This is a genomic window from Streptomyces venezuelae (assembly GCF_008642315.1).
Lineage (GTDB): Bacteria > Actinomycetota > Actinomycetes > Streptomycetales > Streptomycetaceae > Streptomyces > Streptomyces venezuelae_D.
In genome coordinates this window covers 3,355,258-3,376,661 of sequence record NZ_CP029192.1, presented here as the reverse complement: position 1 = coordinate 3,376,661, position 21,404 = coordinate 3,355,258, and the positions used below count along the sequence as shown (strand labels likewise).

Genomic DNA, 21,404 nt, shown 5'->3' with positions numbered 1-21,404 from the left:
GTTGGAAGATCGTGACCGCACAGGCACCCGTGGACGTCATCGACGTCATCGCGCTCGGCGAGTCCATGGTCACCTTCCTGCCCGCCCGGCCGGGACGCCTCGCCGACGTGCCGTCCTTCGACCGCGGGATCGGCGGCGCCGAGTCCAACGTCGTGTGCGCGCTCGCCGCCGCCGGGCACACCACTCGCTGGGTCAGCCGCGTCGGCGCCGACGGCTTCGGCGACCACCTCGTCGAGACGATCGCCCGCTACGGAGTGGACACCTCCGCCGTCGGCCGCGACCCGCACCGACCCACCGGCGTCTACTTCCGTACCGCTGACGACCGCGACACCGACGCCCACGAGGTCGTCTACTACCGCGCGGGCTCCGCGGCCTCCGCCATGGCGCCGGGCTCCGTCGACGAGGACGCCCTCGCGTCGGGCCGCATCCTGCACCTGTCGGGCATCACCCCCGCGCTCTCCGCCGACTGCCTGGCACTCGTACGCCACCTCTGCACCCGGCGCGCGGACCGCGGCCCGCTCGTCTCCTTCGACATCAACCACCGCCCCGGCCTGTGGAAGGGCGCGGCGGCGGGCCCGGACGTCCTCCTCGACCTCGCGCGCGGCGCCGACCTCGTCTTCGTCGGCGAGGACGAGGCCGCCGCGGCCTGGGGCATCACCGGCGGTTCCGACGCCATCCGCGCCGCCCTGCCCGAGCCCGCCACCCTCGTCGTCAAACAGGGCAGCCGCGGCGCCACCGTCCACCGCCACGGCGAGGACCCCGTCTTCCAGGCCGCCCTGCGCGTCGACGTCGTCGCGCCCGTCGGCGCCGGCGACGCCTTCGCCGCCGGCTTCCTCTCCGCCACCCTGCGCGGCCTGCCCGCCGCGCAGTGCCTGCGGCACGGCCACCTCATGGCCGCCGCCGCCCTCACCGTTCCCGGTGATCTCGCACCGCCCCCCGCCCGCGCACATGCCGACCGCCTCGCCGCCCTGGACGACGCAGCCTGGGAGACACTTCGTCTCGGCCCCGGCTGGACGGAACGCGTCCCGGAGGACACCGAGGCCGAGGAGGAGGTACGTACCCCATGAGCCAGACCGTCGACCGCGCGCTCTCGATCCTGCCGCTGCTCGCCGAGGGCCCCGCCGACCTGGGACAGGTGGCCGACCGGCTCGACGTCCACAAGTCGACCGCGCTCCGGCTCCTGCGCACCCTCCACGAGCACGGCCTGGTCTTCCGCCAGTCCGACCAGCGCTACCGTCTCGGCGCGCGCCTCTTCGCGCTCGCCCAGGAAGCCGTCGAGAATCTCGACGTGCGCGAGATCGCCCACCCCCACCTCCTCGCCCTCAACGAGAAGTGCGGCCACACGGTCCACCTCGCCGTGTACGAGGAGCAGGAGGTGCTGTACATCGACAAGGTCGAGAGCCGCTATCCGGTGCGGATGTACTCCCGTATCGGAAAGCCGGTGGCGATCACCGTCGCCGCCGTCGCGAAGCTGCTGCTCTCCGACTTCCCGGAGGCCGAGCGCCGCGCCATCGCGGAGAAGCTCGACTACCCCACCTACACGTCCCGTTCGACGCCGAACGCCGCCGCGTTCCTCAAGGAGCTGGCGGCCGTGCGCGAACAGGGCTGGGCCACCGACCTCGGTGGCCACGAGGAGTCCATCAACTGCATCGGGGCCCCCATCCGCGGTGCGGACGGACGCGTCGTCGCCGCCATGTCGGTGTCCGCACCGAATGTCGTCGTCACCGCCGAGGAACTCCTCTCCCTGCTCCCGCTGGTGCGCCGCACCGCGGACGCCATCAGCCGCGAGTACTCCGGCAACGCCCCTCTGAAGGAAGCAAGTTCATGACCGAGAAGACCGCCCTCACCCCGGCCACCCACACCACCCCGCCCGCGAAGTTCTCCCACGGCGTGAAGAAGGGCAACATCCTTCAGGTCGCCGGTCAGGTCGGCTTCCTGCCCGCCGAGGAGGGCAAGGCCCCCACCCCCGCGGGCCCGACCCTGCGCGAGCAGACCCTCCAGACGTTCGCCAACGTCAAGGCGATCCTCGAAGAGGGCGGCGCGACCTGGGACGACGTGATGATGATGCGCGTCTACCTCACGGACGTGGACCACTTCGCCGAGATGAACGAGATCTACAACGCGTACTTCGAGGAGCAGGGCCTGAAGGCCCCCGCCTCGGCGCGCACCACGGTCTACGTCGGTCTCCCGGCGGGCCTCCTCATCGAGATCGACGCGCTCGCCGTTCTCGGCTGACGCACATCCCTCTCCACCAGCAAGCCGTACGTCGTCACGGCACGGCGCCCACCCCCGGGGCGCCGTGCCGCGATCCCCCCTGCCCCGAAAGCCCCATGCACTTACGAGGTCAACGATGTCCCCGTTCCACACCGCCGTGCTCGCGGCCGCCCCCGCCGCCGAGGCACCGCCTCACACCGGCGGCCTGCTCGCCCTGATCGACGGCACGGCAGGCCTGCTGACCGTAGCCGCGCTGGGCATCCTGCTGCTCCTCTTCCTGATCATCAAGGTCAGGCTGCAGCCGTTCGTGGCGCTCCTGGCGGTCTCCATAGCCGTCGGCCTCGCGGCCGGTCTCTCCGTCACCGAACTCTTCGGCACCGTCCAGAAGTCCGACGCCGTCTCGGTCATCGAATCGGGCATGGGCGGGATCCTCGGCCATGTGGCGATCATCATCGGCCTCGGCACGATGCTGGGCGCGATCCTGGAGGTCTCGGGTGGAGCGGAGGTCCTCGCCTCGCGCTTGCTGGGCCTCTTCGGCGAGAAGCGCGCACCCCTGGCCATGGGCCTGACGGGTCTGATCTTCGGTGTCCCCGTCTTCTTCGACGTCGGCATCTTCGTCCTCGCGCCGATCGTGTACGCCGCCGCCAAGCGCAGCGGCAAGTCGATCCTCCTCTACTGCCTCCCCCTGCTCGCGGGTCTCTCCATGACCCACGCGTTCCTGCCCCCGCACCCCGGCCCGGTGGCCGCCGCGGGACTCCTCAAGGTGGACCTCGGCTGGGTCATCCTCATGGGCATCGTCTGTGGCATCCCCGCGGTGCTCGCCGCCTGGGTGTTCTCCGCGTGGGTCGGCAAGCGCATCTTCGTGCCCGTGCCGCAGGACATGGTCGAGGCGGCCGACGAGGCGAAGGCGGCGGTCATCGCGGAACAGAGCGCGGCGGGCGTCGCCCCGCAGGAGAAGCCGGTCCCGCTGGGCATCGTCTTCACGATCATCGGCACGCCGCTGGTCCTGATCCTCCTGGCAACCTTCTCCTCGATCGCCTTCGACCCCTCGACCTTCCGCTCGGTCATCGAGTTCTTCGGCAGCCCGTTCGTAGCCCTGACGATCGCGCTCCTCATGGCCTACTACCTGCTGGGCATCCGGCGCGGCTGGTCCCGCAAGTCCCTGGAGACGGTGTCGACCTCGTCCCTGAAGCCGGTCGGCAACATCCTCCTGGTCGTCGGCGCGGGCGGGATCTTCGGCGCGGTCCTGAAGGCGAGCGGCGTGGCCGGCGCGATCTCGGACACGTTCCAGGACGTGGGCCTGCCCATCATCGTCCTCGCCTACCTGCTCTCCCTGATCCTGCGCGTCGCGCAGGGCTCGGCGACGGTGGCGATCGTCACGACGGCGGGCATCGTCGCCCCCCTCCTCTCCGAGGGCGACTACTCCCAGGCGTTCGTGGCCCTGGTCATCATGGCGATCTCGGCGGGTTCGATCTTCGCCTCGCACGTCAACGACGGCGGCTTCTGGATGGTCGCGAAGTACTTCGGCATCTCGGAGCGGGACACGCTGAAGACGTGGACGGTCCTGGAGTCGGTGCTGTCGATCGCGGGGTTCGCGGTGGCGGCGGTCGTCAGCTTGTTCGTGTAGCTCTCCGTGCGGCGGGGACGTCTTCCCGTACGCGGGCGGGGCACCGGATGGTTCACCGGTGTCCCGCCCCTTGCGTCAGCCCGTGCAGTACTGCTGCTCCTTCCCGATCGACCGGTACATGCAGTCCGAGTTCTCCAGGAGCTGCAGCACCGCGTCACGGTTGCGGCTGGTCTCGCGCTCGATCACCTCGTCGGGCGGGTAGAAACCGCCGCCGCCGGCGGACGACGGGTACATCTCGAAGGTGTAGCTGAAGATCTTCTGGTTGCCCCACAGCCAGTCGTTGATCGACCCGTCGGTGATGTAGAGGTCGCTGGACTGCTGGGGTGTGTAGCCGTTGCTCGCGGCCATCTTCCTGCCGATCGCGGCGTGCGCGTCGCGGTCGTCCTGGGTGAGGCCGGGGCCCGTGTCGCTGTACGTGTAGCCGTACGGCCACAGGACCAGCTCGCTGTACGTGTGGAAGTCGATGGACGCCTTGATCTGCTGCTTGCCGCCGACGACGCGGCTGCGCACGAAGTTGGCGACGACCTGCGTCTCGGGCGCCGACTCGGCGCTGCGGCCGCGGTACGTCTCGGAGCCCGTGGACCCGGACGAGCCGCCGCAGCATCCCCACCGGTAGGCCCAGTTGCGGTTCAGGTCGGTGCCGACGTTCGACGAGCCGCTGTTGGGCTGGCGGTTCTTGCGCCAGCTGCGGTACGAGCCGGTCGCGATGTCGTACTCGCCGCCGTCCGGGTTCACGTCCGGGACGATCCAGATCTCGCGCTCGTCGACCATCTTCTTGATCCGCGCGTCCGTGGCGTAGTCGTCGCCCAGTTCGCGCAGCAGGTAGAGCGCCATCTCCACCGTCAGGTGCTCGCGCGCGTGCTGGTGGTGGGTGAAGAGGACCTCGGGCTCGGCCTCGTCGGTGCCCACGTTGTCGCTGATCTTGATGGCGATGATGTCCCGGCCCGAGTAGGACTTGCCGATGACCTTCTTGCTGAACAGGTCCGGGTGGGCCGCGATGCGCTGGTCGATCTCCGCGTTCATCTCGGCGTAGTTGTGGTACCTCGCGTCGGCGGGCGGGAAGTCCTTGACCTTCACTTCCTCACCGTTCGCGCGCTTCGGGGGCCCGGCGAGCGGCCTGAGTTCGTAGCCCGCCTTCCGGAGCGCCGCCGCCTCGGCCGCGTCCGCCGAGACGACCACCGCGCGGGCGTCGACCTCGTCGATGGCGACGCCGGTGCGGGCGAGCGCGGTGCGCGCGGCGCGGTCGTCGCGCAGGGGGATCTCGTACTGGCGCGTTTCTTCGTCGGCGGCGGTCGCCGCGCTGCGGGGGGCCGGGTCGGCCTGTCCTGTCGAGGCGTTGGCGGTCAGGGGGGCCGCCACGGCCAGGGCGAGAAGCGCCGCGAGGGCCGCGGATCTCCTGCCGCGTATGCGGAGTCGCATGAAGTCTCCTCAGGGGTGGGGGGTTGTTCAGTGCGACGTGCGGGGTTGCTGTCACGTGCGGGGTGCGCGACGAGCGGGCGATGCGGTGCGCGACGCGCGGGTGTTGCGGTGCGCGACGAGCCGGCGTGCGGTGCGCGACGTTCGGGTTGCCGGTCGCGCGGGCCCATCGTCGACGCATGGCATGAACCGGTCAACGCTGTCTTTGGCCAACCTCTTGTGTCCGGGACCGCGATGCGCTTTCTTGATCGGCATGGCTGAAAGCACAGGCAGTGGCACCGCCGCCGGCGAAGCGGAACCTCGGCTCCGCAAGGCGAGCTGGAAGTACGTCGGGCCCGGCATCGTCGTCGCGGCCACCGGAGTCGGCGCGGGCGACCTCGTCGCGACCCTCATCGCGGGCAGCAAATTCGGCTACACCCTGCTGTGGGCCGCGATCATCGGCTGTCTGGTGAAGATCTCCCTCGCGGAGGCGACGGGCCGCTGGCACCTGGCCACCGGACGCACCCTCTTCGAGGGCTGGCGCAGCCTCGGCCAGTGGACCACGTACTACTTCGCGGTCTACGTCGTCATCTGGGGGTTCGTCTACGGCGCCACGGCGATGTCGTCCAGCGCCCTGCCGCTCGTCGCGCTCTTCCCGGACGGGCCGAGCCTGAAGACCTGGGCGGTCCTCTGCGGTCTGCTGGGCCTCGCCTTCGTCTGGTTCAACCGGTACGCGGTCTTCGAGAAGGCCATGACGATCGTCATCGGCATGAAGTTCCTGATCGTCGTGTACGTCGCGATCCGCGTCGCCCCCGACCTCGGCAACGCCGTCGCGGGCCTCGTGCCCGCCCTGCCCGACGGCTCGCTGCTCTACACGCTCGGCCTGATCGGCGGCGTCGGCGGCACCATCACCATGGCCGCGTACGGCTACTGGGTGAACTCCAAGGGCTGGACCGACATCAGCTGGCTCAAGGTGATGCGGCTCGACAACCGCGTCGCGTACATCACGACCGGCGTCTTCGTCGTCGCCATGATGATCATCGGCGCCGAGCTCCTGCACTCCACGAACATCGCCCTCACCTCCGGCGACCGGGGCCTCATCGACCTCGGCAAGGTCCTGGAGGACAAGTTCGGCGCGGTCACCGCCAACCTCTTCCTCATCGGCTTCTTCGCCACCTCCTTCGGCGCCCTCATGGGCGTGTGGCACGGCGTGAGCCTGATGTTCGCGGACTTCGTGGAGCGGCTGCGGCGCGAGCGCGCCGGTGCCGGGGGCGGTGCCGCGGAGGGGGACATGGTCGAGGAGGTCGCGGCGGGCAAGCGCGAGAAGTCGGTGCCGTTCCGCGCGTACCTGCTCTGGCTGACGTTCCCTCCGATGGGCCTGCTCTTCCTCGACGAGCCGTTCGGCCTCGTCATCGCCTACGGCGTGCTCGGCGCGTTCTTCATGCCGTTCCTGGCCCTCACCCTGCTGTGGCTGCTCAACTCCTCGCGCACGCCGAAGCAGTGGCGCAACGGCATCGTCAGCAACGTGATGCTCGCCGGAGCGGGGCTGCTCTTCCTGATCCTGTGCGTGCAGCAGGTGCGCGACCTGCCCTGGTGACGGGTGTGGGGCCCGGAACGCACGCAGCGCCGCCGGGGGAGCGGCGGCGCTGCGGTTCTTGAGGGGGGACATGGGGAGTACGGCTACGGCAGGCCGTGCACGTGGGCGCCCACGGACTTGGACCAGGCGCTGCCCGCCGTCGCGTCCCAGTTGGTGGACCAGGTCATCGCGCCCCGGATGTCGGGGTACGTCCTGGACGGCTTGAAGGAGCCGCAGCCCGTGCCCTTCGCCAGACAGTCCAGGGCGTTGTTCACGACCTCCGGCGCGACGTATCCGCCGCCGGCCGCCCGCGAGGACGCCGGGACGCCGATGCCGACCTGCGACGGCGCGAGGCCGTTCTCCAGCTGGATGCAGGCGAGCCCGGTGAGGAAGTCGACCGTGCCCTGGCTGTAGACCTTGCCGTCGCAGCCGAGCATCGAACCGCTGTTGTAGTACTGCATGTTGACCACCGTGAGGATGTCCTTCACGGCGAGCGCGGTCTTGAAGTACTCGGTCGACGGGGACTGCATGTCGATCGTCTGCGGGGCCATCGTCAGGACGAGGCCCGAACCGGCCTTGCCCGCGAGCGACTTGAGCGCCTGCGTCATGTACGTGGAGTTGAGGCCGTTCTCCAGGTCGATGTCGACGCCGTCGAATCCGTACTCCTGCATGAGCTCGTGCACGGAGTCGGCGAACGCGTTCGCGGACGCCGCGTCGTTGACCGCCACCGCGCCCTTCTCGCCGCCGACCGAGACGATCACGGACTTGCCCGCGGCCTGCTTGGCCTTGATGTCGGCCTTGAACTGGTCGACGGTGTAGCCGCCGAGACCCGCCGAGTCGAGGTTGAAGGTCACCTCGCCGGGCGTGCCGGTGGCGTCGGCGAACGAGACGGCGATGATGTCGTACTCGTCCTGCACGTCGCCCAGCTTCTGCACCTGGGCGCCGTTGTCGAAGTTCTGCCAGTAGCCGGTCACGGCGTGCTTGGGCACGGCGCGGGCCCCGGTGTCGGCCGCGCTCGCGGCGGTGCCGGTGAAGAGGCCGCCCGTCAGGGTGAGGGCGAGGGCGGCGACGGCGCCGGTGAGAGCACCGGTCCTTCTCCTGCGTGTGCGGTCCACTGCTGCCTCCGGTGGGGGGAGAGGTACGTCGGAACGTGGGGGAGAGGTACGTCGGAACGGTGGCCACCGCCGTCTGCTGGGTCGTGCTTGGTCGTAAAAGCTGGTCCAGACCAATTGAGTTGTCAAGGGATCAAACATCACTTGGTGCACAGGAGTACGCGCCCACCTCCACATGAACAGTGCGAAGTTGGGTGTTGGGGCGACCATGACGTGGATATGGTGCTGAGGCAGGAGTGCACGACCACCGGGGGTGTACGCGTTGCCGACCGCCATAGCCGTCACCGGCCCCGACCTCGTGCTGCCGTCACCCGACCGGCACACCCCGTCGGCCGCCGTCCTCCAGTCGGCCGTGCAGTCCCCGCGGACGTACTCCCTGGACCAGGCGCTCACGGAGATGCACACCCTCATCGAGCACCACGGCTACGTGATCGCGCTGTGCCCGTCCTCCGCTCCCGCGTCCGTCGCCCGGCGCCTGCACGCCGTCCGCTCGGTCCTGGAGAGCGACCGCATCGCCATCGTCCGCTCCGACCTGCCGCCGCTCGGCCTCGCCGTACTCGCGCTGCAACTGCGGCAGTTGTCGGTCTGCGACTTCAGCCCCGGCGTCCTGGCCTCCGCGGCCCGCCTCCTGTCCCACTACATCCACGCGGGCGCCCTCCTCGGCTCCGTCGCCCGCCTCGACCGCGGCAGGATCGACGTCAGCCTGGAGTCGCACGCCAAGTCGTGGCTCCCCGGCAGCCAGTTCGCCGCCCTCGCCGCCCCGCAGCCCGAACTCGTGAAGCTGACGGGCGGCGGTGAGGAGGCCGACCTCCCAGGACCCGGCTTCGCCACGAGACTCCTCTACGCCCCCGGCCGCCTCGCCCCCGACTGGGTGACCGGTACCCTCGCCCCCGCCTGGAAGTCCCAGGAGGTCACCGAGGTCCAGCTGCCCGCGGAGTCCGAACGCTGGTGGGCCACCGCGAAACTCGTCGAGTTCGCCGCCGCCATCCCTGACATCTCCGTCCTCTACCAGCTGGTGTCCTCCGTCCGGCGCGACGACTGTCACTGGTGCGGCCTCGAACTCATCGGCGACCGCTGCGCGTTCTGCGCCGCGCCCCTGCCGCCGCCCGGCGAGCGCCCCGCGCAGCCGACCCGCACCCTCGTCCCCGCGAGCCACCGACTCCGCCCGGCCGCGGGCCCGGCCCCCGCGCCGGGAACCTCGGCCCTGCCCCGCGGCGCCACGTAGCCCGCTCCCGCTCTCCCTCGCCCCTCGTACGCGACCGACGACCGCACGTGCGCCACCCCGCTCACTGTCCGTAGCCAACCGCACTCGATCGAGGTAGTCCGGCCCATGAACTCACGCCAGCGCCGCGGCGTCATCCTGCTGGTCCTTTCGGTCCTGTGCGCGTTCGGCGCGTTCGCGGGCGTCCTCTCGGTGATCCGCGACGCGAACTCGAAGGTCGGGCCCGAGGTCCCCGCGTACAAGCTCAAGGGCGACATCGCGCCCTACAAGGAGCTGACCGCCGACCAGTTCGAGAAGATCGAGATGCCCGAGCGGTGGCTGTCCGACAACGCCGTCACCGATCTGCGCGAGATCCGCGGCAAGATCGCCGTCACGCAGCTCCGCAAGGGCTCGCTCCTGCAGTCCGACATGATCGTCGGACGTCCCGAACTCGGCCCGGGGCAACAGGAGATCGCCATCATGATCGACGCGGCGACCGGCGTCGCGGGCAAGATCACCCCCGGCTCGAAGGTCAACATCTACGCCACGTTCAAGGGCGAGGCCGACAACGCCGAGGACCAGTCCAAAGTCATCGTGGAGGGCGCCAAGGTGCTGGACGTCGGCAAGCTGACCCCGCTCGAACCCGACCAGGACGACCGCACGCGCCGCAGGGCCACGGAAGCGGTGCCGATCACCTTCGCCCTCGGCACCGCGGACGCCCAGCGCGTCGCCTACGCCGAATCGTTCGCCACCCACGTCCGACTCGCCCTGGTGGGCGCCGGCGGCGACGCCACCGTGCCGCCCAGGGACCGGACGTACACCCTCGACGAGGACAAGTAGGAGGTCACGGATGACCACTCGGATCCTCCCGGCCGTCGGCGACGTCGACGTGGCCCGCGCGTTGTCCGCGGTGACGGGCCGGCTGCCCGGCGCGGGAGCGGCGGTGTCCGTCGGCGTCTTCGGGGAGCTGCTCGACCACGTCGCCGGGCTGGGCCCGGTCGGCGCCGGCGGTGACGCGAGCGTGCCGCCCAGGGACCGGACGTACACCCTCGACGAGGACAAGTAGGAGGTCACGGATGACCACTCGGATCCTCCCGGCCGTCGGCGACGTCGACGCGGCCCGCGCGCTGTCCACCCTCACCGGCCAGCTGCCCGACACCGAAACCGCGCTGCCCGTCGGCGACTCCACGGCGCTGCTCGACACCCTCGCGCGGCTCGCCGCCGAGTCCGTGGACGAGCTGCCCGAAGTCGTCCTCGTCCACGAGCGCATCGGACCCGTCCCCGCCCTCGACCTCATCCGCGACCTCGTCCTGCGCTTCCCCGCGGTCGGCGTGGTTCTCATCACCGCCGACACCAGCCCGGGGCTCCTCACCGCCGCCATGGACTCCGGCGCGCGCGGCATCGTCGGCCTCCCGCTCGCCTACGACGCCCTCGCCGAACGCGTCCAGGCCGCCGCGTCCTGGTCCACGGGGATGCGCAGGCATCTGGGCAGTGGAAACGGCGGGGGACTCGAGCTGTACGCGGGAGGCGGGGGCGGGGCCGGCGCGGGCACCGTCGTCACCGTCAGCGGCGCCAAGGGCGGCGTCGGCACCACCCTCACCGCCGTCCACCTCGCCCTCGCCTCCCGCGCGTCCGGCCGCAGCGTCGCCCTCGTCGACCTCGACCTGCAGTCCGGGGACGTCGCCTCCTACCTCGACGTGCAGTTCCGCCGCTCCATCGCCGACCTCGCCGCCATCTCCGACATCACGCCCCGCGTCCTCCAGGACGCCGTCTACACCCACGAGACCGGTGTCGGCCTGCTCCTCGCCCCCGCCGACGGCGAACGCGGCGAAGAGGTCACCGACCGCGTCGCCCGCCAGACCCTCGGCGCCCTGCGCGCCCGCTACGACGTCGTGGTCGTCGACTGCGGCTCCTACGTGACCGGAGCGGGCGCCACCGCCGTCGAACTCGCCGACCAGGCCCTGCTGCTCGTCACCCCCGACGTCGTCGCCGTCCGCGCCGCCAAGCGCGTGGTGCGCCTCTGGGACCGGCTGCAGATCCGCAAGGCCGAGGAGACCGTCACCGTCGTCAACCGGCACGGCAAGGGCGCCGAGATCCAACCCGTCCTCGTCGAACGCGTCACGGGCACCAAGACCGCACGGACCACCGTGCCCGCCTGCTTCAAGGAGCTGCAGGCCGCCGTCGACGCGGGCCGCATGCAGGACCTCGAAAGCCGCTCCACCGTCAAACAGGCCCTGTGGGGCCTCGCGGGCGAACTGGGCCTGGTCGACCCGGACGCCCCGGGCACGGGCGGCAGGCGCGGCGGCCTCGCCCTGCGCAGGAAGGCGGCGACCGGCGACCGCGGCGCGGTCACCCTCGAATTCGCCGGGATGTTCCCGCTGCTGCTCGCGGTCATGGCGATCCTCTGGCAGTGCGCGCTGTACGGCTACACGTACTCCCTCGCCGGAAACGCGGCGGACGAGGCGGCGCGGGCGGCCACGGCGGCGTACGCGGCGGGCGAGGGCGCGGCCGGGGCCTGCTCCGCCGCGGCCCAGGAGCACCTGCCCGACGCCTGGCAGGGCGCGGCGGTGACCTGCACGGACGAGGGCGCGGTGTGGAAGGCCCACGTCTCCGTGGACGTCCCCGTGTTCTTCCCGGGCTTCGACGCGGGATGGCACGTCGACGGGGAGGCGGGCGCGGCGAAGGAGGGGGAGGACGGGTGAGAGGTCCACGGCACCGGCCTCGGCAGCGGCACGGGCGGCGTCGCCGCTGGGGCGACCACGGCGTCTCCATGCTGGAGTTCGCCGGCTTCCTGCCGATCCTGCTGCTCATCGGCCTCGCCGCGATCCAGCTCGGCCTGGTGGGCTACGCGGCCAACCAGGCGGGCTCCGGCGCCAGGGCCGCCGCCCGCGCGGCCTCGCAGGGCGACTCCGGGGAGGCGGCGGGCGCCGCCGCCATGGACGGCGGCCTCACCGCGTCCGTCGGCGTCAGCAAGGGCGGCGCCACGACGACCGCCACGGTCGAGGTCCAGGTGCCCACCCTGCTCCCCTTCATCGACACGGACTGGAGCGTCACCAAGGAGGCGACGATGCCGAACGACGACGCGCCCGACACCGACTGACCCCGGACCGCGAACACGCCCGCCCCCGAAGGAGGTTGAAGGACGACATGAGCCTGCGCGACCGCGTGGCCCCCACCCACCAGACCGAGCCGAGCCGCGACGACGGCCTCGTCGCCGTCTACCGCTCCAAGCTCCTGGAGGAGATCGACCTCGCCGAGATGTCGTCGCTCACGGCCGCGGACCGCCGCGTCCGCCTGGAGCGCGTACTCGGCCACATCATCAGCCGCGAAGGCCCCGTCCTCTCCACTTCCGAACGCTCCCAGCTGATCCGCCGCGTCGTCGACGAGGCCCTCGGACTCGGCGTGCTCGAACCTCTCCTCGCCGACACCTCCATCACGGAGATCATGGTCAACGGCCCCGACTCGATCTTCGTGGAGCGCGCGGGCCGCGTCGAACAGCTCCCCCTCCGCTTCGCCTCGAACGACCAGCTCATGCAGACGATCGAACGCATCGTGTCGACCGTCAACCGCCGCGTCGACGAGTCGAACCCCATGGTCGACGCCCGCCTGCCCACCGGCGAGCGCGTCAACGTGATCATCCCGCCGCTCGCCCTGACCGGCGCCACCCTCACCATCCGCCGCTTCCCGCGCGCCTACACCCTCCCCGAACTCATCGGCCTCGGCTCCCTCGACGAGCACATGCTGATGCTGCTCTCCGCATTCGTGCGCGCCCGCTTCAACCTCATCGTCAGCGGCGGTACGGGCACCGGCAAGACAACCCTGCTCAACGCCCTGTCGGGCCTCATCCCGGCCAGCGAACGCATCATCACCATCGAGGACTCGGCGGAACTGCAACTCCAGCAGGACCATGTGATCCGCCTCGAATCCCGCCCCCCGAACGTGGAGGGCAAGGGCCAGATCACCATCCGCGACCTCGTCCGCAACAGCCTCCGCATGCGGCCCGACCGCATCATCGTCGGCGAGGTCCGCGGCGGCGAGACCCTCGACATGCTCCAGGCCATGTCGACGGGCCACGACGGCTCGCTCGCCACCGTCCACGCCAACACGGCGGAGGACGCCCTCATGCGCCTCCAGACCCTCGGCTCCATGTCGGAGGTCCAGATCCCCTTCGAGGCCCTGAAGGACCAGATCAACTCGGCCGTCGACGTCGTCATCCAGCTCGCCCGGCACGGCGACGGCTCCCGCAAGGTCGCCGAGATCGTGCTGCTCGTCTCCCACGGCCGCCAGCACTTCCGCATCGTGCCGGTCACGCGCTTCGTACCGCGTCCGCTCGGCGCGGACCGCGTCGTGCACGGCTACTTCGAGCACCTGCCGCTGCCGCGCGAGGTCGCCGACAAGCTGTACGTCGCGAACGAACCGGTGCCGCCCGCGTTCGGGGTGGCGGACGCCATCGACGTACTGGACACGAGGGAAGCGATCGGATGAACGACCCCGCACTCCTCGCCCTGGGCGCCACCCTCCTGACGGGCACGCTCGCGGTCGCCGGCGTCCACACGTACGCGTCGGGCCGCGCCCAGCGCCAGGCCCTGGTGGACCGCCTCGCCCTCGGTCCCGGCACGGGTGACGGCGGCCCGCCGGGCCGCACCCGCCGCTTCGCCGCCGTCGACCGCCGCCTGCGCCGCACCCGCCTGGGCCGCGCGATCCATCTGCGCCTGTCCTCGACGGGCCTGGACCTGACAGCGGGCGAATTCTTCACCTACGTCGTCGCGGTCGTAGCCGCCCTCTGGCTGATCGCGGCCGCGACGCTGGCGCCGTTCTTCGGCCCGATCGCGGGCGTCGTCGCGATATGGGGAGCGGTCGCGTTCCTCAACTGGCAACGACAGAAACGCATCGAGGCGTTCATCAACCAACTCCCGGACGTGGCCCGCATCCTGGCGAACGCGACGGCCGCGGGCTTGGCGCTGCGCACGTCACTGGCGATGGCGGCGGAGGAACTGGAAGCCCCCGCGGGCGAGGAACTCTCCCACGTGGCGGACCAGCTCACGTTGGGCCGCTCCATCGACGACACGCTCGGCGAACTCGCCGAACGCCTCCCGTCCCGCGAACTGATAGTCCTCGTCACGACGCTCGTCCTCTCCAACAAGGCGGGCGGCACGGTCGTCAACTCCCTGCGCAACCTCACGCAGACCCTGGAGGACCGCAAGGAGACACGGCGCGAGGTCCGCACGATGCTCTCCGAGGTCAACGCGACCGCCTTCACCGTCCCGCTCCTGGGCCTCGGCTCCCTCCTCCTCATCAACTCGTCGAACGAGGGCGCGCTGAAGCGCGTGACGGGTTCACCGCTGGGCCAGACGCTGATCCTGATCTCGCTGGGCCTCTACGGCGTCGGCTTCTTCGTGATCCGCCGCCTGGGCAAGATCGAGGTCTAGGTGTTCGTCCGCATGATGTCGAGGAAGGAGACGCCGTGCTGAGCCTGCTCCTCGCGGCCGTGATGGGCCTGGCCGTGGCCGGCGTCTGCCAGGGCATCCGCATGTACCGCGCGGACGCGAAGCTGCCCACCGACCTGGCCGTGGCCCTGGAGGTCGGTGCGTCCCGCGTCTCGGTCGCGGGCTCGGCGGTGGACCGCCTCGGCATGCGCTTCGCGCCCATGGTCCTGCGCCTGATGGGCCCGAAACGGGTCGACGCCAAGCGCCGCAGGATAGACATGGCGGGCAACCCCGGCGGCCTGACGATCGACCGCTACGCGGCGAGGCGCGCGGTGTACGGCGTCTTCGGCCTCGTCCTCGGCCTGGTCTTCCTCACCAACGGCTCCCCGCTTTTCGGTCTGTTGACTCTGGCGTTCGGCGCGGTGGCGGCGGACGCGCTGATCTGGCAGGCGATCCGCGAACGCCGCGAGGTCATCGACCGCACGCTCCCCGACTTCCTGGACGTCCTCGCGGTCGTCGTCTCGGCGGGCCTCGGCTTCCGCCAGGCGCTGGACCGCGTCGCGGAGCGGTACGAGGGTCCGTGGGCGGACGAACTCCGCATCACGCTCCGCCAGATGGACATGGGCGTCAGCCGCCGCCAGGCTTTCGACGACCTGCGCCGCCGCAACGCGTCCGAGCAGGTCGCCCAGTTCGTCTCGGCGCTCCAGCAGGGGGAGGAGCTGGGCTCACCGATCGCGGAGACACTGATCCAGATCGCCACGGACATGCGCCGCACGGACGCGCAGAACTCCCGCCGCCGGGCGGCGAAGACGATCCCCAAGGCGACGATGGTGACGCTCGTCTTCATGCTTCCGGCCACGATGATCCTCATCGCAGCCGGAATGTTCCTCGGCTCGGGCTCCGACTTCGGCTCCATTCTGGGACGTTGAGACGAACGGAGATGAACTGTCATGAACGACTTCGCGAAAGCTCTTCGCGGCTGCAACTCGATGTGGGACAGTCAGGGCTGAGTTCACGGTTCGCGTGAGGGGACGTCGTGCATGGTGATCTCAACGAGGGGGAAGAGAACCCGCCAAGTTGCGGGCCGGGCACCCCGGATACCGCTTGCGTTGCGCAGAGTTGCTGCCGATGCACGCCGTGTGGCGTACGTTGCCTCTGACCACAAAGGGCGCGGTATCGGGTGGGAGAGAAGAGGCCGTCGTGCTGAAGGAACGCGTGCTCAAAGTCTGGGTCGACTGGTCGGTCTCCGTGGCGTCGCGTGTTCGGGGGGAGGGGCGGGATGCGGGGGCGGGGTTTGTGGAGTATGCGGGGTTGATGATTCTTATTGCGGGGATCTTCGTCCTGATCGACGGTCTGGGTCTCGACGGCCAGATCTCGGGCGCCATTCAGGACGCCGTCTCCGACGTGGTCGGCGGCTGACGCGCGGCCGTCCTCGTGATGACAGAGGGCAGACGCTCCCCATCTACATCTGGCTGACGGGAATCCTGCTCTTTGTTGCCCTGGCGTTCTTTGCCTTCGCCCAAGCGGCGTCGGCGCGCAATGGAGCCCAGTCCGCCGCCGACGCTGCGGCGTTGGCTGCCGCGCAGGAGTCCCGGGATGAGCTGGCGGACGGACTCGGCCTGTCCATCGGTGAGGGCGATGACTGGCTCGACTGGCTCACCGGTGACGCGCTCACCGACGTCGGGGCGCAGGCGGCGGCCGACGCGCTCGCGGCTGACAACGACGCGCAGGTCAACGATTTCGGACTGACCGAAGTGAACGGGTTTCCTGGGTACAGGGTTTCGGTCGAGACCAACTACACAGTGGGTGACTCCGTCATTCCTGGTACGGAGTCGCAGCACGCCAAGGCCGACGCCACTGCCGTCATCAAACCGCGCTGCGACGTAGATCCCTCGAGCGATCCTGAGAAGGTCGTGGAATTCGATTGCGACGGTGGCGAATCCTTCGAGATCGACCCTGAGGACTTCGAATCGGGTGATCTCCCGGACGCATCCGTTCTCTTCTCTGTCCACCTGGCCGACTGACAAGCGATCGACGAGAGAAGGAAGCCGCAGCGATGAACATTCGGCGAACCGCGACGACCCGCAGGGCAATGACCGCTGTCGCGATCACGACTGGGCTGGTCTTCACGGTGGCCGGTTGCGGCGGTGGAGACGGCGATGGTGACAAGGCCGAGAAGAGCGCGACCTCGACGTCGTCCTCTGGGCAGAGCAAGGGCGAGGATGACGACAAGGGTGAGAGCGATCAAACGCCCGAGGCGGACGAAGTGCTGGCCGAGGTCAAGGGCGAGGAGAACATCACCCTGACGGTCACCTCTGCCGTTAGGGACGAGGGTGGTTTCGTGACCGTCTCCGGCAAGGTGACGAACAACGGTGGCAGGTTCTGGGCGGCCGCCAACTGGCGTGGTGAGGAACGTGAGCTGAACAAGAACGGTTCGTCCGTGGCAGGTGCGAACCTGATCGACAACGTGGGCAAGAAGAAGTATCTCGTCCTGCGGGACACCGAGGGCCGATGCCTGTGCACGAAGTTCACGGGTGGCGTCAAGCCCAGCCAGACCGCGGACTGGTTCGCCCAGTTCCCCGCCCCCCCAGAGGGAACGGACAAGGTCACCTTCCAGGTGGGGTCGATGCCCCCCGCCCCCATCGAGATCGCCCAAGGCGAGTGACCGCATGACCCGCCACCTCCGCCACCTCGCGGGCGCCGCCACCCTCACCACCCTGATCCTCTTCGCCCCGCCGGCCCACGCCGACGACGACCCCTCCGCCCCACCGGGCAGCACCACCACCTCCCCGCCCCCGGAGGTCGACGCCACCAGCCCGGGGCTGAAGCTCGCCGACGGTGCGACGCTCGCGCCGGCGAAGGTGCTGGACATCAAGTCCGTCGTCGAGGACCTCAGCGGCGAGGAGCGCCGCGAGGACACCAACACCGACGTGAAGTTCGCGCTCCAGGCGGAGGTCCTGTTCCCCAAGGACAGCTCGAAGCTGAACCCCGAGGCGACCGCCAGGATCCAGGCGATCGCGAAGGAGGCCGAGGCCCAGAAGGCCACGGACGTCCGCGTGTTCGGCTTCACGGACAGCCTCGGCTCCTACAGCCACGGCAAGAAGCTCTCCCGCGAACGCGCGGAAGCCGTCCACGACAAGCTGGCGAGCTACCTCGGCCCGGAGGTCACGTACTCCGTGCGCGGCTACAGCGAGGACTACCCGATCGCGGACAACGGCTCGGAGGAGGGCCGCAAGAAGAACCGCCGCGTCGAGGTGTCCTTCCCCCGAGGAGCGACGAACGACGCCCCCGGCACGGAAACCAGCGGCTGAACGACGCCCTCACCACCCCCACCCCCTCGACAGGTGACGGGCGAAACCGAGATGTGCCTTCCGCGCCCCCGATGTCAGGATTGCCCCATGAACAGCAATCCCGCAGGCCACGACGGCCAGGACGGCCACGACGGCCAGGACGGCCGGGACTCGTCCCCTCGCACCCACGACTCGTCCCCCCGCACCTTCGACGCCCTCGTGGCCGAAGCCGTGGCCGCGCCGACCGAGGGGTGGGACTTTTCGTGGTTCGAGGGGCGGGCCACCGAGGCGCGGCCCTCGTGGCGGTACGCGGAGGCGATGGCCGGGCGGCTCGCCCGCGCCTCCGCGAGCCTCGACATCCAGACCGGCGGCGGCGAAGTGCTGGCCTCGGCCGCCACGCTGCCGCCGCTCGCCGTCGCCACGGAGGGCTGGCCCGCGAACGTCGCGAAGGCCACCGCCCTGCTGCACCCGCGCGGCGTCGTGGTCGTCGCGTCGCAGGAGGACGCGCCGCTGCCGTTCGCCGACGGCGCGTTCGACCTCGTCACCAGCCGCCACCCGGTCAAGGCCCACTTCGCCGAGATCGCCCGCGTGCTGCGCCCCGGCGGTGCGTACTTCGCGCAGCACGTCGGACCCGCCAGCGTCTTCGAGGCCGTCGAGTACTTCCTCGGCCCGCAGCCGGAGGAGGTCAGGAACGCCCGCCACCCGGACCAGGAGCGTGCCGAGGCGGAAGCCGCGGGGCTCGACGTCGTGGACCTGCGGGCGGAACGGCTGCGCATGGAGTTCCGAGACGTCGGCGCGGTCGTCCACTTCCTGCGCAAGGTGGTGTGGATGGTCCCGGGCTTCACCGTGGAGGCGTACCGTCCGCGGCTGCGGGAGCTCCACGACCGCATTCAGGCGGAGGGCCCCTTCGTGGCCCACAGCACGCGCCACCTCTTCGACCTCCGCAAGCCCATGGCCGTTTGACGGTACGTGAGGGGCGAGTAGTAGCTAAGCAGGCATAACGGTCAGAGCGGGCCAAGGGTTCGGTTCGTGACGTACGGGCCGAACTAGAGGCCTTGATTCCGCATCGTTATCAATACTGGCTCGTTCCGCCCCTGGGCGTCGCGTAAGTTCAGACCAAGGCTAATTCGCGTGAGCAAACCGCGCGTGCGGTGCCGCGCGGTGGAGGGGGCCGCGCGGCACCGCGAGCCGTCACTCCGCACTCCGCCCGGCACCCTCCACGACGATCCGCGCGCCCCGGCGCACGCCCCACCGGGCCATCGCCCCGGCCTCCGCCTCGATCACATGCCTGGCCCGCCATCGCGGCAGACCGACGCGGCCCGGCCGCATCGTCCGGATGGACAGCACACGCCACTCGCGGTCGAGGTACGCCACGTCGAGAGCGAACCGCATCCCCAGGGTGTGCACGCCGCGCGCCGGTGTCAGCAGGAGCGCCCCCGACACGCCCGCGCGCCCGAGCAGACCCCGCCGCCGCGCCCGCGGCGAGTCCGCGATCTCCAGCGGGACCGGAAGGTTCTGCGGGGGCGCGGATACCTTCATCGTCGCCATGTCCGCGAAATTAGCGCCCCGGCACTCCGGCGCGTCAAGCGCGCGCCCCCAAGGGGGTCCCCCATCGGGGTTACCGCCGCGCCCGGCCGAAATTCGCCCTCGAACCCGCAATTCCGCCGGTAGAACGGGATCGCGCAGTCGTCGGGCGGTCTCGGAGAGTAGTTGTGGGGCGCCAATGCACCCATCGGCACTTACGAAGGGTTATGGTGGAAACCCCCCCTCGGGCCGGTCCATCTCCCCCCCATGGACCGGCCCGATTTTTTTGTGCCACGAGGGAGGCGGGAGAAGGCCGTGGCCCGACCGCCCGCCGAAGATCGACTCCCCGTTATCGTCAGGGACATGTCGAACCAATTCCCCCCACACTCCACCCCGCCGGCGGGCCCGCCGGCCCAGCCCGGCCTGCCCACCTACCCCGGTCCCGCCCAGGACCCCGGACACGCGAGCGCATACGGATACGGGAACGGATACGGGTATGGCTACGGGGCCGGACCCATGGGGCCGCCCAAGATGCCCGGCGTCGTCCGTGCCGCGCAGATCGTCATCTGGGTGCTCGCAGGTCTCACCGTCCTCGGCAGCATCATGCTGATAGCCATCGCCAACCCGGAGACGGCCGGCGCCGCGCTCGGCGTGAACATCTGCCTCCTCGTCGCGGCGGGCATGGCCTTCCGCTTCGGCAGCGCGGGCCACGGCATCCGCGTGACGTGCATCGTCCTGATGAGCGTGCAGATCCTCTTCGGGCTCGGCGGCGCGGCCTCGGGCAACCCGGGCGGCCTGCTGCCGCTGCTCGGCGCGATCGCCACGGTGATCCTGCTCTCGCAGAGCGCCGCGGGCGCCTGGTTCAAGCGCCCGCGCGCCTGACCCGCCCGACACACGGCGAGGGGCCCCGGGCGGAATCATCCGCCCGGGGCCCCTCGCGTCCGGCCCCGCGCCGGATCAGCCCCGTCCGGCCCAGATGTTCGTGCCCGGCGTCGACACCGCGAACGTGTCGATCGCCGTCAGCTCCTCGTCCGTCAGCTTCGGACCCGCGAGCGCCGCCACGTTCTCCTCCAACTGCTTGACGCTGGACGCGCCGATCAGCGCCGACGTCATCCGCTCGTCGCGGAGCACCCAGTTGAGGGCGAGCTGGGCCAGGGACTGGCCGCGGGCCGCCGCGATGTCGTTCAGGCCGTTGAGACGCCGTACGACCTCGTCGCTCAGGAGGTTCGGGTCCAGGGACTTGCCCTGCGTCGCGCGCGAGCCCTCCGGAATGCCCTTCAGGTACTTGTTCGTGAGCAGGCCCTGCGCGAGCGGCACGAAGGAGATGCAGCCCATGCCGGCCGCCTCCAGCGTGTCGAGCAGCCCGTCGTCCTCGGTCCAGCGGTTGATCATCGAGTACGACGGCTGGTGGATGAGCGCCGGCACGCCCATCTCCCGCAGCAGCCGCGCCGCTTCCGCGGTCTGCTCGCTGTTGTACGACGACACGCCGACGTAGAGCGCCTTGCCCTGCTGGACGGCGGAGGCGAGGGCGCCCATCGTCTCCTCGAGCGGGGTGTCCGGGTCGAAGCGGTGGGAGTAGAAGATGTCTACGTAGTCGAGACCCATCCGGTCGAGTGAAGCGTCCAGCGACGACAGCAGGTACTTGCGGCTGCCCCACTCGCCGTACGGGCCGGGGTGCATCAGGTAGCCCGCCTTGGTCGAGATGACCAGCTCGTCGCGGTGGGCGGCGAAGTCCTGTGCGAAGAGCTTGCCGAAGTTGAGCTCCGCCGAGCCGGGCGGGGGGCCGTAGTTGTTCGCCAGGTCGAAGTGGGTGACGCCCAGGTCGAAGGCGCGGCGCAGGATCGCGCGCTGCGTGTCGAGGGCCTTGTCGTCGCCGAAGTTGTGCCAGAGACCGAGCGAGACGGCGGGCAGCTTCAGACCGCTGCGGCCCGTACGGCGGTACTCCATCGAGTCGTACCGGTCCTGTGCCGCGCGATACATAGACGTGTCGTTCATGGGTACGAAGCTACTTCAGCCGCTTCGCCCCCGACTGTGGAGGG

Annotated in this window: 23 protein-coding genes; 19 read left to right on the top strand and 4 right to left on the bottom strand. The window is 70.4% G+C overall.

The genetic code is table 11. The features are described 5' to 3' along the window. Positions 1–8: 8 nt before the first annotated feature. The 4 genes from DEJ48_RS14190 (at position 9) to DEJ48_RS14175 (ending at position 3,841) form a co-directional block, all read left to right on the top strand. The gene (locus DEJ48_RS14190) at positions 9–1,067 is read left to right on the top strand and encodes a sugar kinase (RefSeq protein ID WP_411757537.1); all 1,059 of its coding nucleotides are present in this window, start codon (positions 9–11) and stop codon (positions 1,065–1,067) included. Beyond that, complete coding sequence (locus tag DEJ48_RS14185) at positions 1,064–1,828, top strand: IclR family transcriptional regulator (protein WP_150216465.1); 765 nt, start codon at positions 1,064–1,066, stop codon at positions 1,826–1,828. The genes DEJ48_RS14190 and DEJ48_RS14185 overlap by 4 nt, the downstream gene beginning before the upstream one ends. Then, entirely contained in the window at positions 1,825–2,235 is a 411-nt protein-coding gene (locus DEJ48_RS14180) for a RidA family protein (RefSeq protein WP_055570127.1), read from the top strand. Before DEJ48_RS14185 ends, DEJ48_RS14180 begins: the two co-directional genes overlap by 4 nt. Before the next feature lie 115 nt (positions 2,236–2,350). Then, positions 2,351–3,841 carry a GntP family permease gene (locus tag DEJ48_RS14175; protein WP_150216464.1) on the top strand — a complete coding sequence of 497 codons (1,491 nt, stop codon included), beginning with the start codon at positions 2,351–2,353 and terminating at the stop codon, positions 3,839–3,841. A gap of 75 nt (positions 3,842–3,916) precedes the next feature. Here DEJ48_RS14175 and DEJ48_RS14170 read toward each other — a convergent pair whose 3' ends face one another. Next, positions 3,917–5,260 carry a M14 family metallopeptidase gene (locus tag DEJ48_RS14170; protein WP_150216463.1) on the bottom strand — a complete coding sequence of 448 codons (1,344 nt, stop codon included), beginning with the start codon at positions 5,258–5,260 and terminating at the stop codon, positions 3,917–3,919. A 250-nt stretch (positions 5,261–5,510) separates the two neighbouring features. Between DEJ48_RS14170 and DEJ48_RS14165 the strand changes: the two genes are divergently transcribed. Then, positions 5,511–6,833, top strand: a complete 1,323-nt coding sequence (locus DEJ48_RS14165; protein ID WP_150216462.1) for an Nramp family divalent metal transporter — start codon at positions 5,511–5,513, stop codon at positions 6,831–6,833. Between the two features lie 83 nt (positions 6,834–6,916). On the opposite strand, the gene DEJ48_RS14160 is transcribed toward DEJ48_RS14165, so the two are convergent. Further along, complete coding sequence (locus tag DEJ48_RS14160) at positions 6,917–7,927, bottom strand: chitinase (RefSeq protein WP_223832040.1); 1,011 nt, start codon at positions 7,925–7,927, stop codon at positions 6,917–6,919. A 250-nt stretch (positions 7,928–8,177) separates the two neighbouring features. Here DEJ48_RS14160 and DEJ48_RS14155 point away from each other — a divergent pair, with 250 nt between their 5' ends. The 13 genes from DEJ48_RS14155 (at position 8,178) to DEJ48_RS14095 (ending at position 18,804) form a co-directional block, all read left to right on the top strand. Then, positions 8,178–9,149, top strand: coding sequence for a hypothetical protein (locus tag DEJ48_RS14155; protein ID WP_317850914.1), 972 nt, complete (start codon positions 8,178–8,180; stop codon positions 9,147–9,149). A 105-nt stretch (positions 9,150–9,254) separates the two neighbouring features. Then, on the top strand, positions 9,255–9,965 hold the full coding sequence (gene cpaB, locus DEJ48_RS14150) for a Flp pilus assembly protein CpaB (RefSeq protein WP_150216461.1): 711 nt from the start codon (positions 9,255–9,257) through the stop codon (positions 9,963–9,965). A 10-nt stretch (positions 9,966–9,975) separates the two neighbouring features. Then, a complete protein-coding gene (locus DEJ48_RS14145) occupies positions 9,976–10,191 on the top strand; it encodes a hypothetical protein (RefSeq protein ID WP_150216460.1) in 216 nt (71 codons plus the stop codon). A 10-nt stretch (positions 10,192–10,201) separates the two neighbouring features. After that, positions 10,202–11,827 (top strand): CpaE family protein, encoded by a 1,626-nt coding sequence (locus DEJ48_RS14140; protein WP_150216459.1) that lies wholly within the window; start codon positions 10,202–10,204, stop codon positions 11,825–11,827. Continuing rightward, positions 11,824–12,225 (top strand): TadE family protein, encoded by a 402-nt coding sequence (locus tag DEJ48_RS14135; protein ID WP_411757453.1) that lies wholly within the window; start codon positions 11,824–11,826, stop codon positions 12,223–12,225. The genes DEJ48_RS14140 and DEJ48_RS14135 overlap by 4 nt, the downstream gene beginning before the upstream one ends. A 47-nt stretch (positions 12,226–12,272) precedes the next feature. Next, positions 12,273–13,610, top strand: coding sequence for a CpaF family protein (locus tag DEJ48_RS14130; RefSeq protein ID WP_150216458.1), 1,338 nt, complete (start codon positions 12,273–12,275; stop codon positions 13,608–13,610). Continuing rightward, on the top strand, positions 13,607–14,554 hold the full coding sequence (locus tag DEJ48_RS14125) for a type II secretion system F family protein (RefSeq protein ID WP_150216457.1): 948 nt from the start codon (positions 13,607–13,609) through the stop codon (positions 14,552–14,554). The genes DEJ48_RS14130 and DEJ48_RS14125 overlap by 4 nt, the downstream gene beginning before the upstream one ends. Before the next feature lie 35 nt (positions 14,555–14,589). Further along, on the top strand, positions 14,590–15,480 hold the full coding sequence (locus tag DEJ48_RS14120) for a DUF5936 domain-containing protein (protein ID WP_223832038.1): 891 nt from the start codon (positions 14,590–14,592) through the stop codon (positions 15,478–15,480). A 271-nt stretch (positions 15,481–15,751) separates the two neighbouring features. Then, entirely contained in the window at positions 15,752–15,970 is a 219-nt protein-coding gene (locus tag DEJ48_RS14115) for a hypothetical protein (RefSeq protein ID WP_190537992.1), read from the top strand. After that, positions 15,967–16,575 (top strand): pilus assembly protein TadG-related protein, encoded by a 609-nt coding sequence (locus DEJ48_RS14110; RefSeq protein WP_150221169.1) that lies wholly within the window; start codon positions 15,967–15,969, stop codon positions 16,573–16,575. The genes DEJ48_RS14115 and DEJ48_RS14110 overlap by 4 nt, the downstream gene beginning before the upstream one ends. Positions 16,576–16,607: 32 nt before the next feature. Then, on the top strand, positions 16,608–17,216 hold the full coding sequence (locus tag DEJ48_RS14105; protein ID WP_150216456.1) for a hypothetical protein: 609 nt from the start codon (positions 16,608–16,610) through the stop codon (positions 17,214–17,216). Between the two features lie 4 nt (positions 17,217–17,220). Then, positions 17,221–17,862: an OmpA family protein gene (locus DEJ48_RS14100; protein ID WP_150216455.1), complete on the top strand. Its 642-nt coding sequence runs from the start codon at positions 17,221–17,223 to the stop codon at positions 17,860–17,862. 87 nt (positions 17,863–17,949) lie between these two features. Continuing rightward, a complete protein-coding gene (locus tag DEJ48_RS14095) occupies positions 17,950–18,804 on the top strand; it encodes a class I SAM-dependent methyltransferase (protein WP_150216454.1) in 855 nt (284 codons plus the stop codon). 228 nt (positions 18,805–19,032) lie between these two features. Here DEJ48_RS14095 and DEJ48_RS14090 read toward each other — a convergent pair whose 3' ends face one another. Next, complete coding sequence (locus DEJ48_RS14090; protein ID WP_150216453.1) at positions 19,033–19,389, bottom strand: DUF192 domain-containing protein; 357 nt, start codon at positions 19,387–19,389, stop codon at positions 19,033–19,035. Positions 19,390–19,728: 339 nt separating this feature from the next. Here DEJ48_RS14090 and DEJ48_RS14085 point away from each other — a divergent pair, with 339 nt between their 5' ends. Continuing rightward, complete coding sequence (locus DEJ48_RS14085) at positions 19,729–20,247, top strand: hypothetical protein (RefSeq protein ID WP_150216452.1); 519 nt, start codon at positions 19,729–19,731, stop codon at positions 20,245–20,247. A 75-nt stretch (positions 20,248–20,322) separates the two neighbouring features. Here DEJ48_RS14085 and mgrA read toward each other — a convergent pair whose 3' ends face one another. Continuing rightward, positions 20,323–21,360 carry an L-glyceraldehyde 3-phosphate reductase gene (gene mgrA / locus DEJ48_RS14080; RefSeq protein WP_150216451.1) on the bottom strand — a complete coding sequence of 346 codons (1,038 nt, stop codon included), beginning with the start codon at positions 21,358–21,360 and terminating at the stop codon, positions 20,323–20,325. Positions 21,361–21,404: the final 44 nt, after the last annotated feature.

What these genes read in the sequence shown, in the direction of transcription:
- DEJ48_RS14185 (WP_150216465.1), top strand. Translation starts at nt 1,064, where the DNA reads ATGAGCCAGACCGTCGACCGCGCGCTCTCGATCCTGCCGCTGCTCGCC.
- DEJ48_RS14180 (WP_055570127.1), top strand. Translation starts at nt 1,825, where the DNA reads ATGACCGAGAAGACCGCCCTCACCCCGGCCACCCACACCACCCCGCCC.
- DEJ48_RS14175 (WP_150216464.1), top strand. Translation starts at nt 2,351, where the DNA reads ATGTCCCCGTTCCACACCGCCGTGCTCGCGGCCGCCCCCGCCGCCGAG.
- DEJ48_RS14170 (WP_150216463.1), bottom strand. Translation starts at nt 5,260, where the DNA reads ATGCGACTCCGCATACGCGGCAGGAGATCCGCGGCCCTCGCGGCGCTT.
- DEJ48_RS14165 (WP_150216462.1), top strand. Translation starts at nt 5,511, where the DNA reads ATGGCTGAAAGCACAGGCAGTGGCACCGCCGCCGGCGAAGCGGAACCT.
- cpaB (WP_150216461.1), top strand. Translation starts at nt 9,255, where the DNA reads ATGAACTCACGCCAGCGCCGCGGCGTCATCCTGCTGGTCCTTTCGGTC.
- DEJ48_RS14145 (WP_150216460.1), top strand. Translation starts at nt 9,976, where the DNA reads ATGACCACTCGGATCCTCCCGGCCGTCGGCGACGTCGACGTGGCCCGC.
- DEJ48_RS14140 (WP_150216459.1), top strand. Translation starts at nt 10,202, where the DNA reads ATGACCACTCGGATCCTCCCGGCCGTCGGCGACGTCGACGCGGCCCGC.
- DEJ48_RS14130 (WP_150216458.1), top strand. Translation starts at nt 12,273, where the DNA reads ATGAGCCTGCGCGACCGCGTGGCCCCCACCCACCAGACCGAGCCGAGC.
- DEJ48_RS14125 (WP_150216457.1), top strand. Translation starts at nt 13,607, where the DNA reads ATGAACGACCCCGCACTCCTCGCCCTGGGCGCCACCCTCCTGACGGGC.
- DEJ48_RS14105 (WP_150216456.1), top strand. Translation starts at nt 16,608, where the DNA reads ATGAACATTCGGCGAACCGCGACGACCCGCAGGGCAATGACCGCTGTC.
- DEJ48_RS14100 (WP_150216455.1), top strand. Translation starts at nt 17,221, where the DNA reads ATGACCCGCCACCTCCGCCACCTCGCGGGCGCCGCCACCCTCACCACC.
- DEJ48_RS14095 (WP_150216454.1), top strand. Translation starts at nt 17,950, where the DNA reads ATGAACAGCAATCCCGCAGGCCACGACGGCCAGGACGGCCACGACGGC.
- DEJ48_RS14090 (WP_150216453.1), bottom strand. Translation starts at nt 19,389, where the DNA reads ATGGCGACGATGAAGGTATCCGCGCCCCCGCAGAACCTTCCGGTCCCG.
- DEJ48_RS14085 (WP_150216452.1), top strand. Translation starts at nt 19,729, where the DNA reads ATGTCGAACCAATTCCCCCCACACTCCACCCCGCCGGCGGGCCCGCCG.
- mgrA (WP_150216451.1), bottom strand. Translation starts at nt 21,360, where the DNA reads ATGAACGACACGTCTATGTATCGCGCGGCACAGGACCGGTACGACTCG.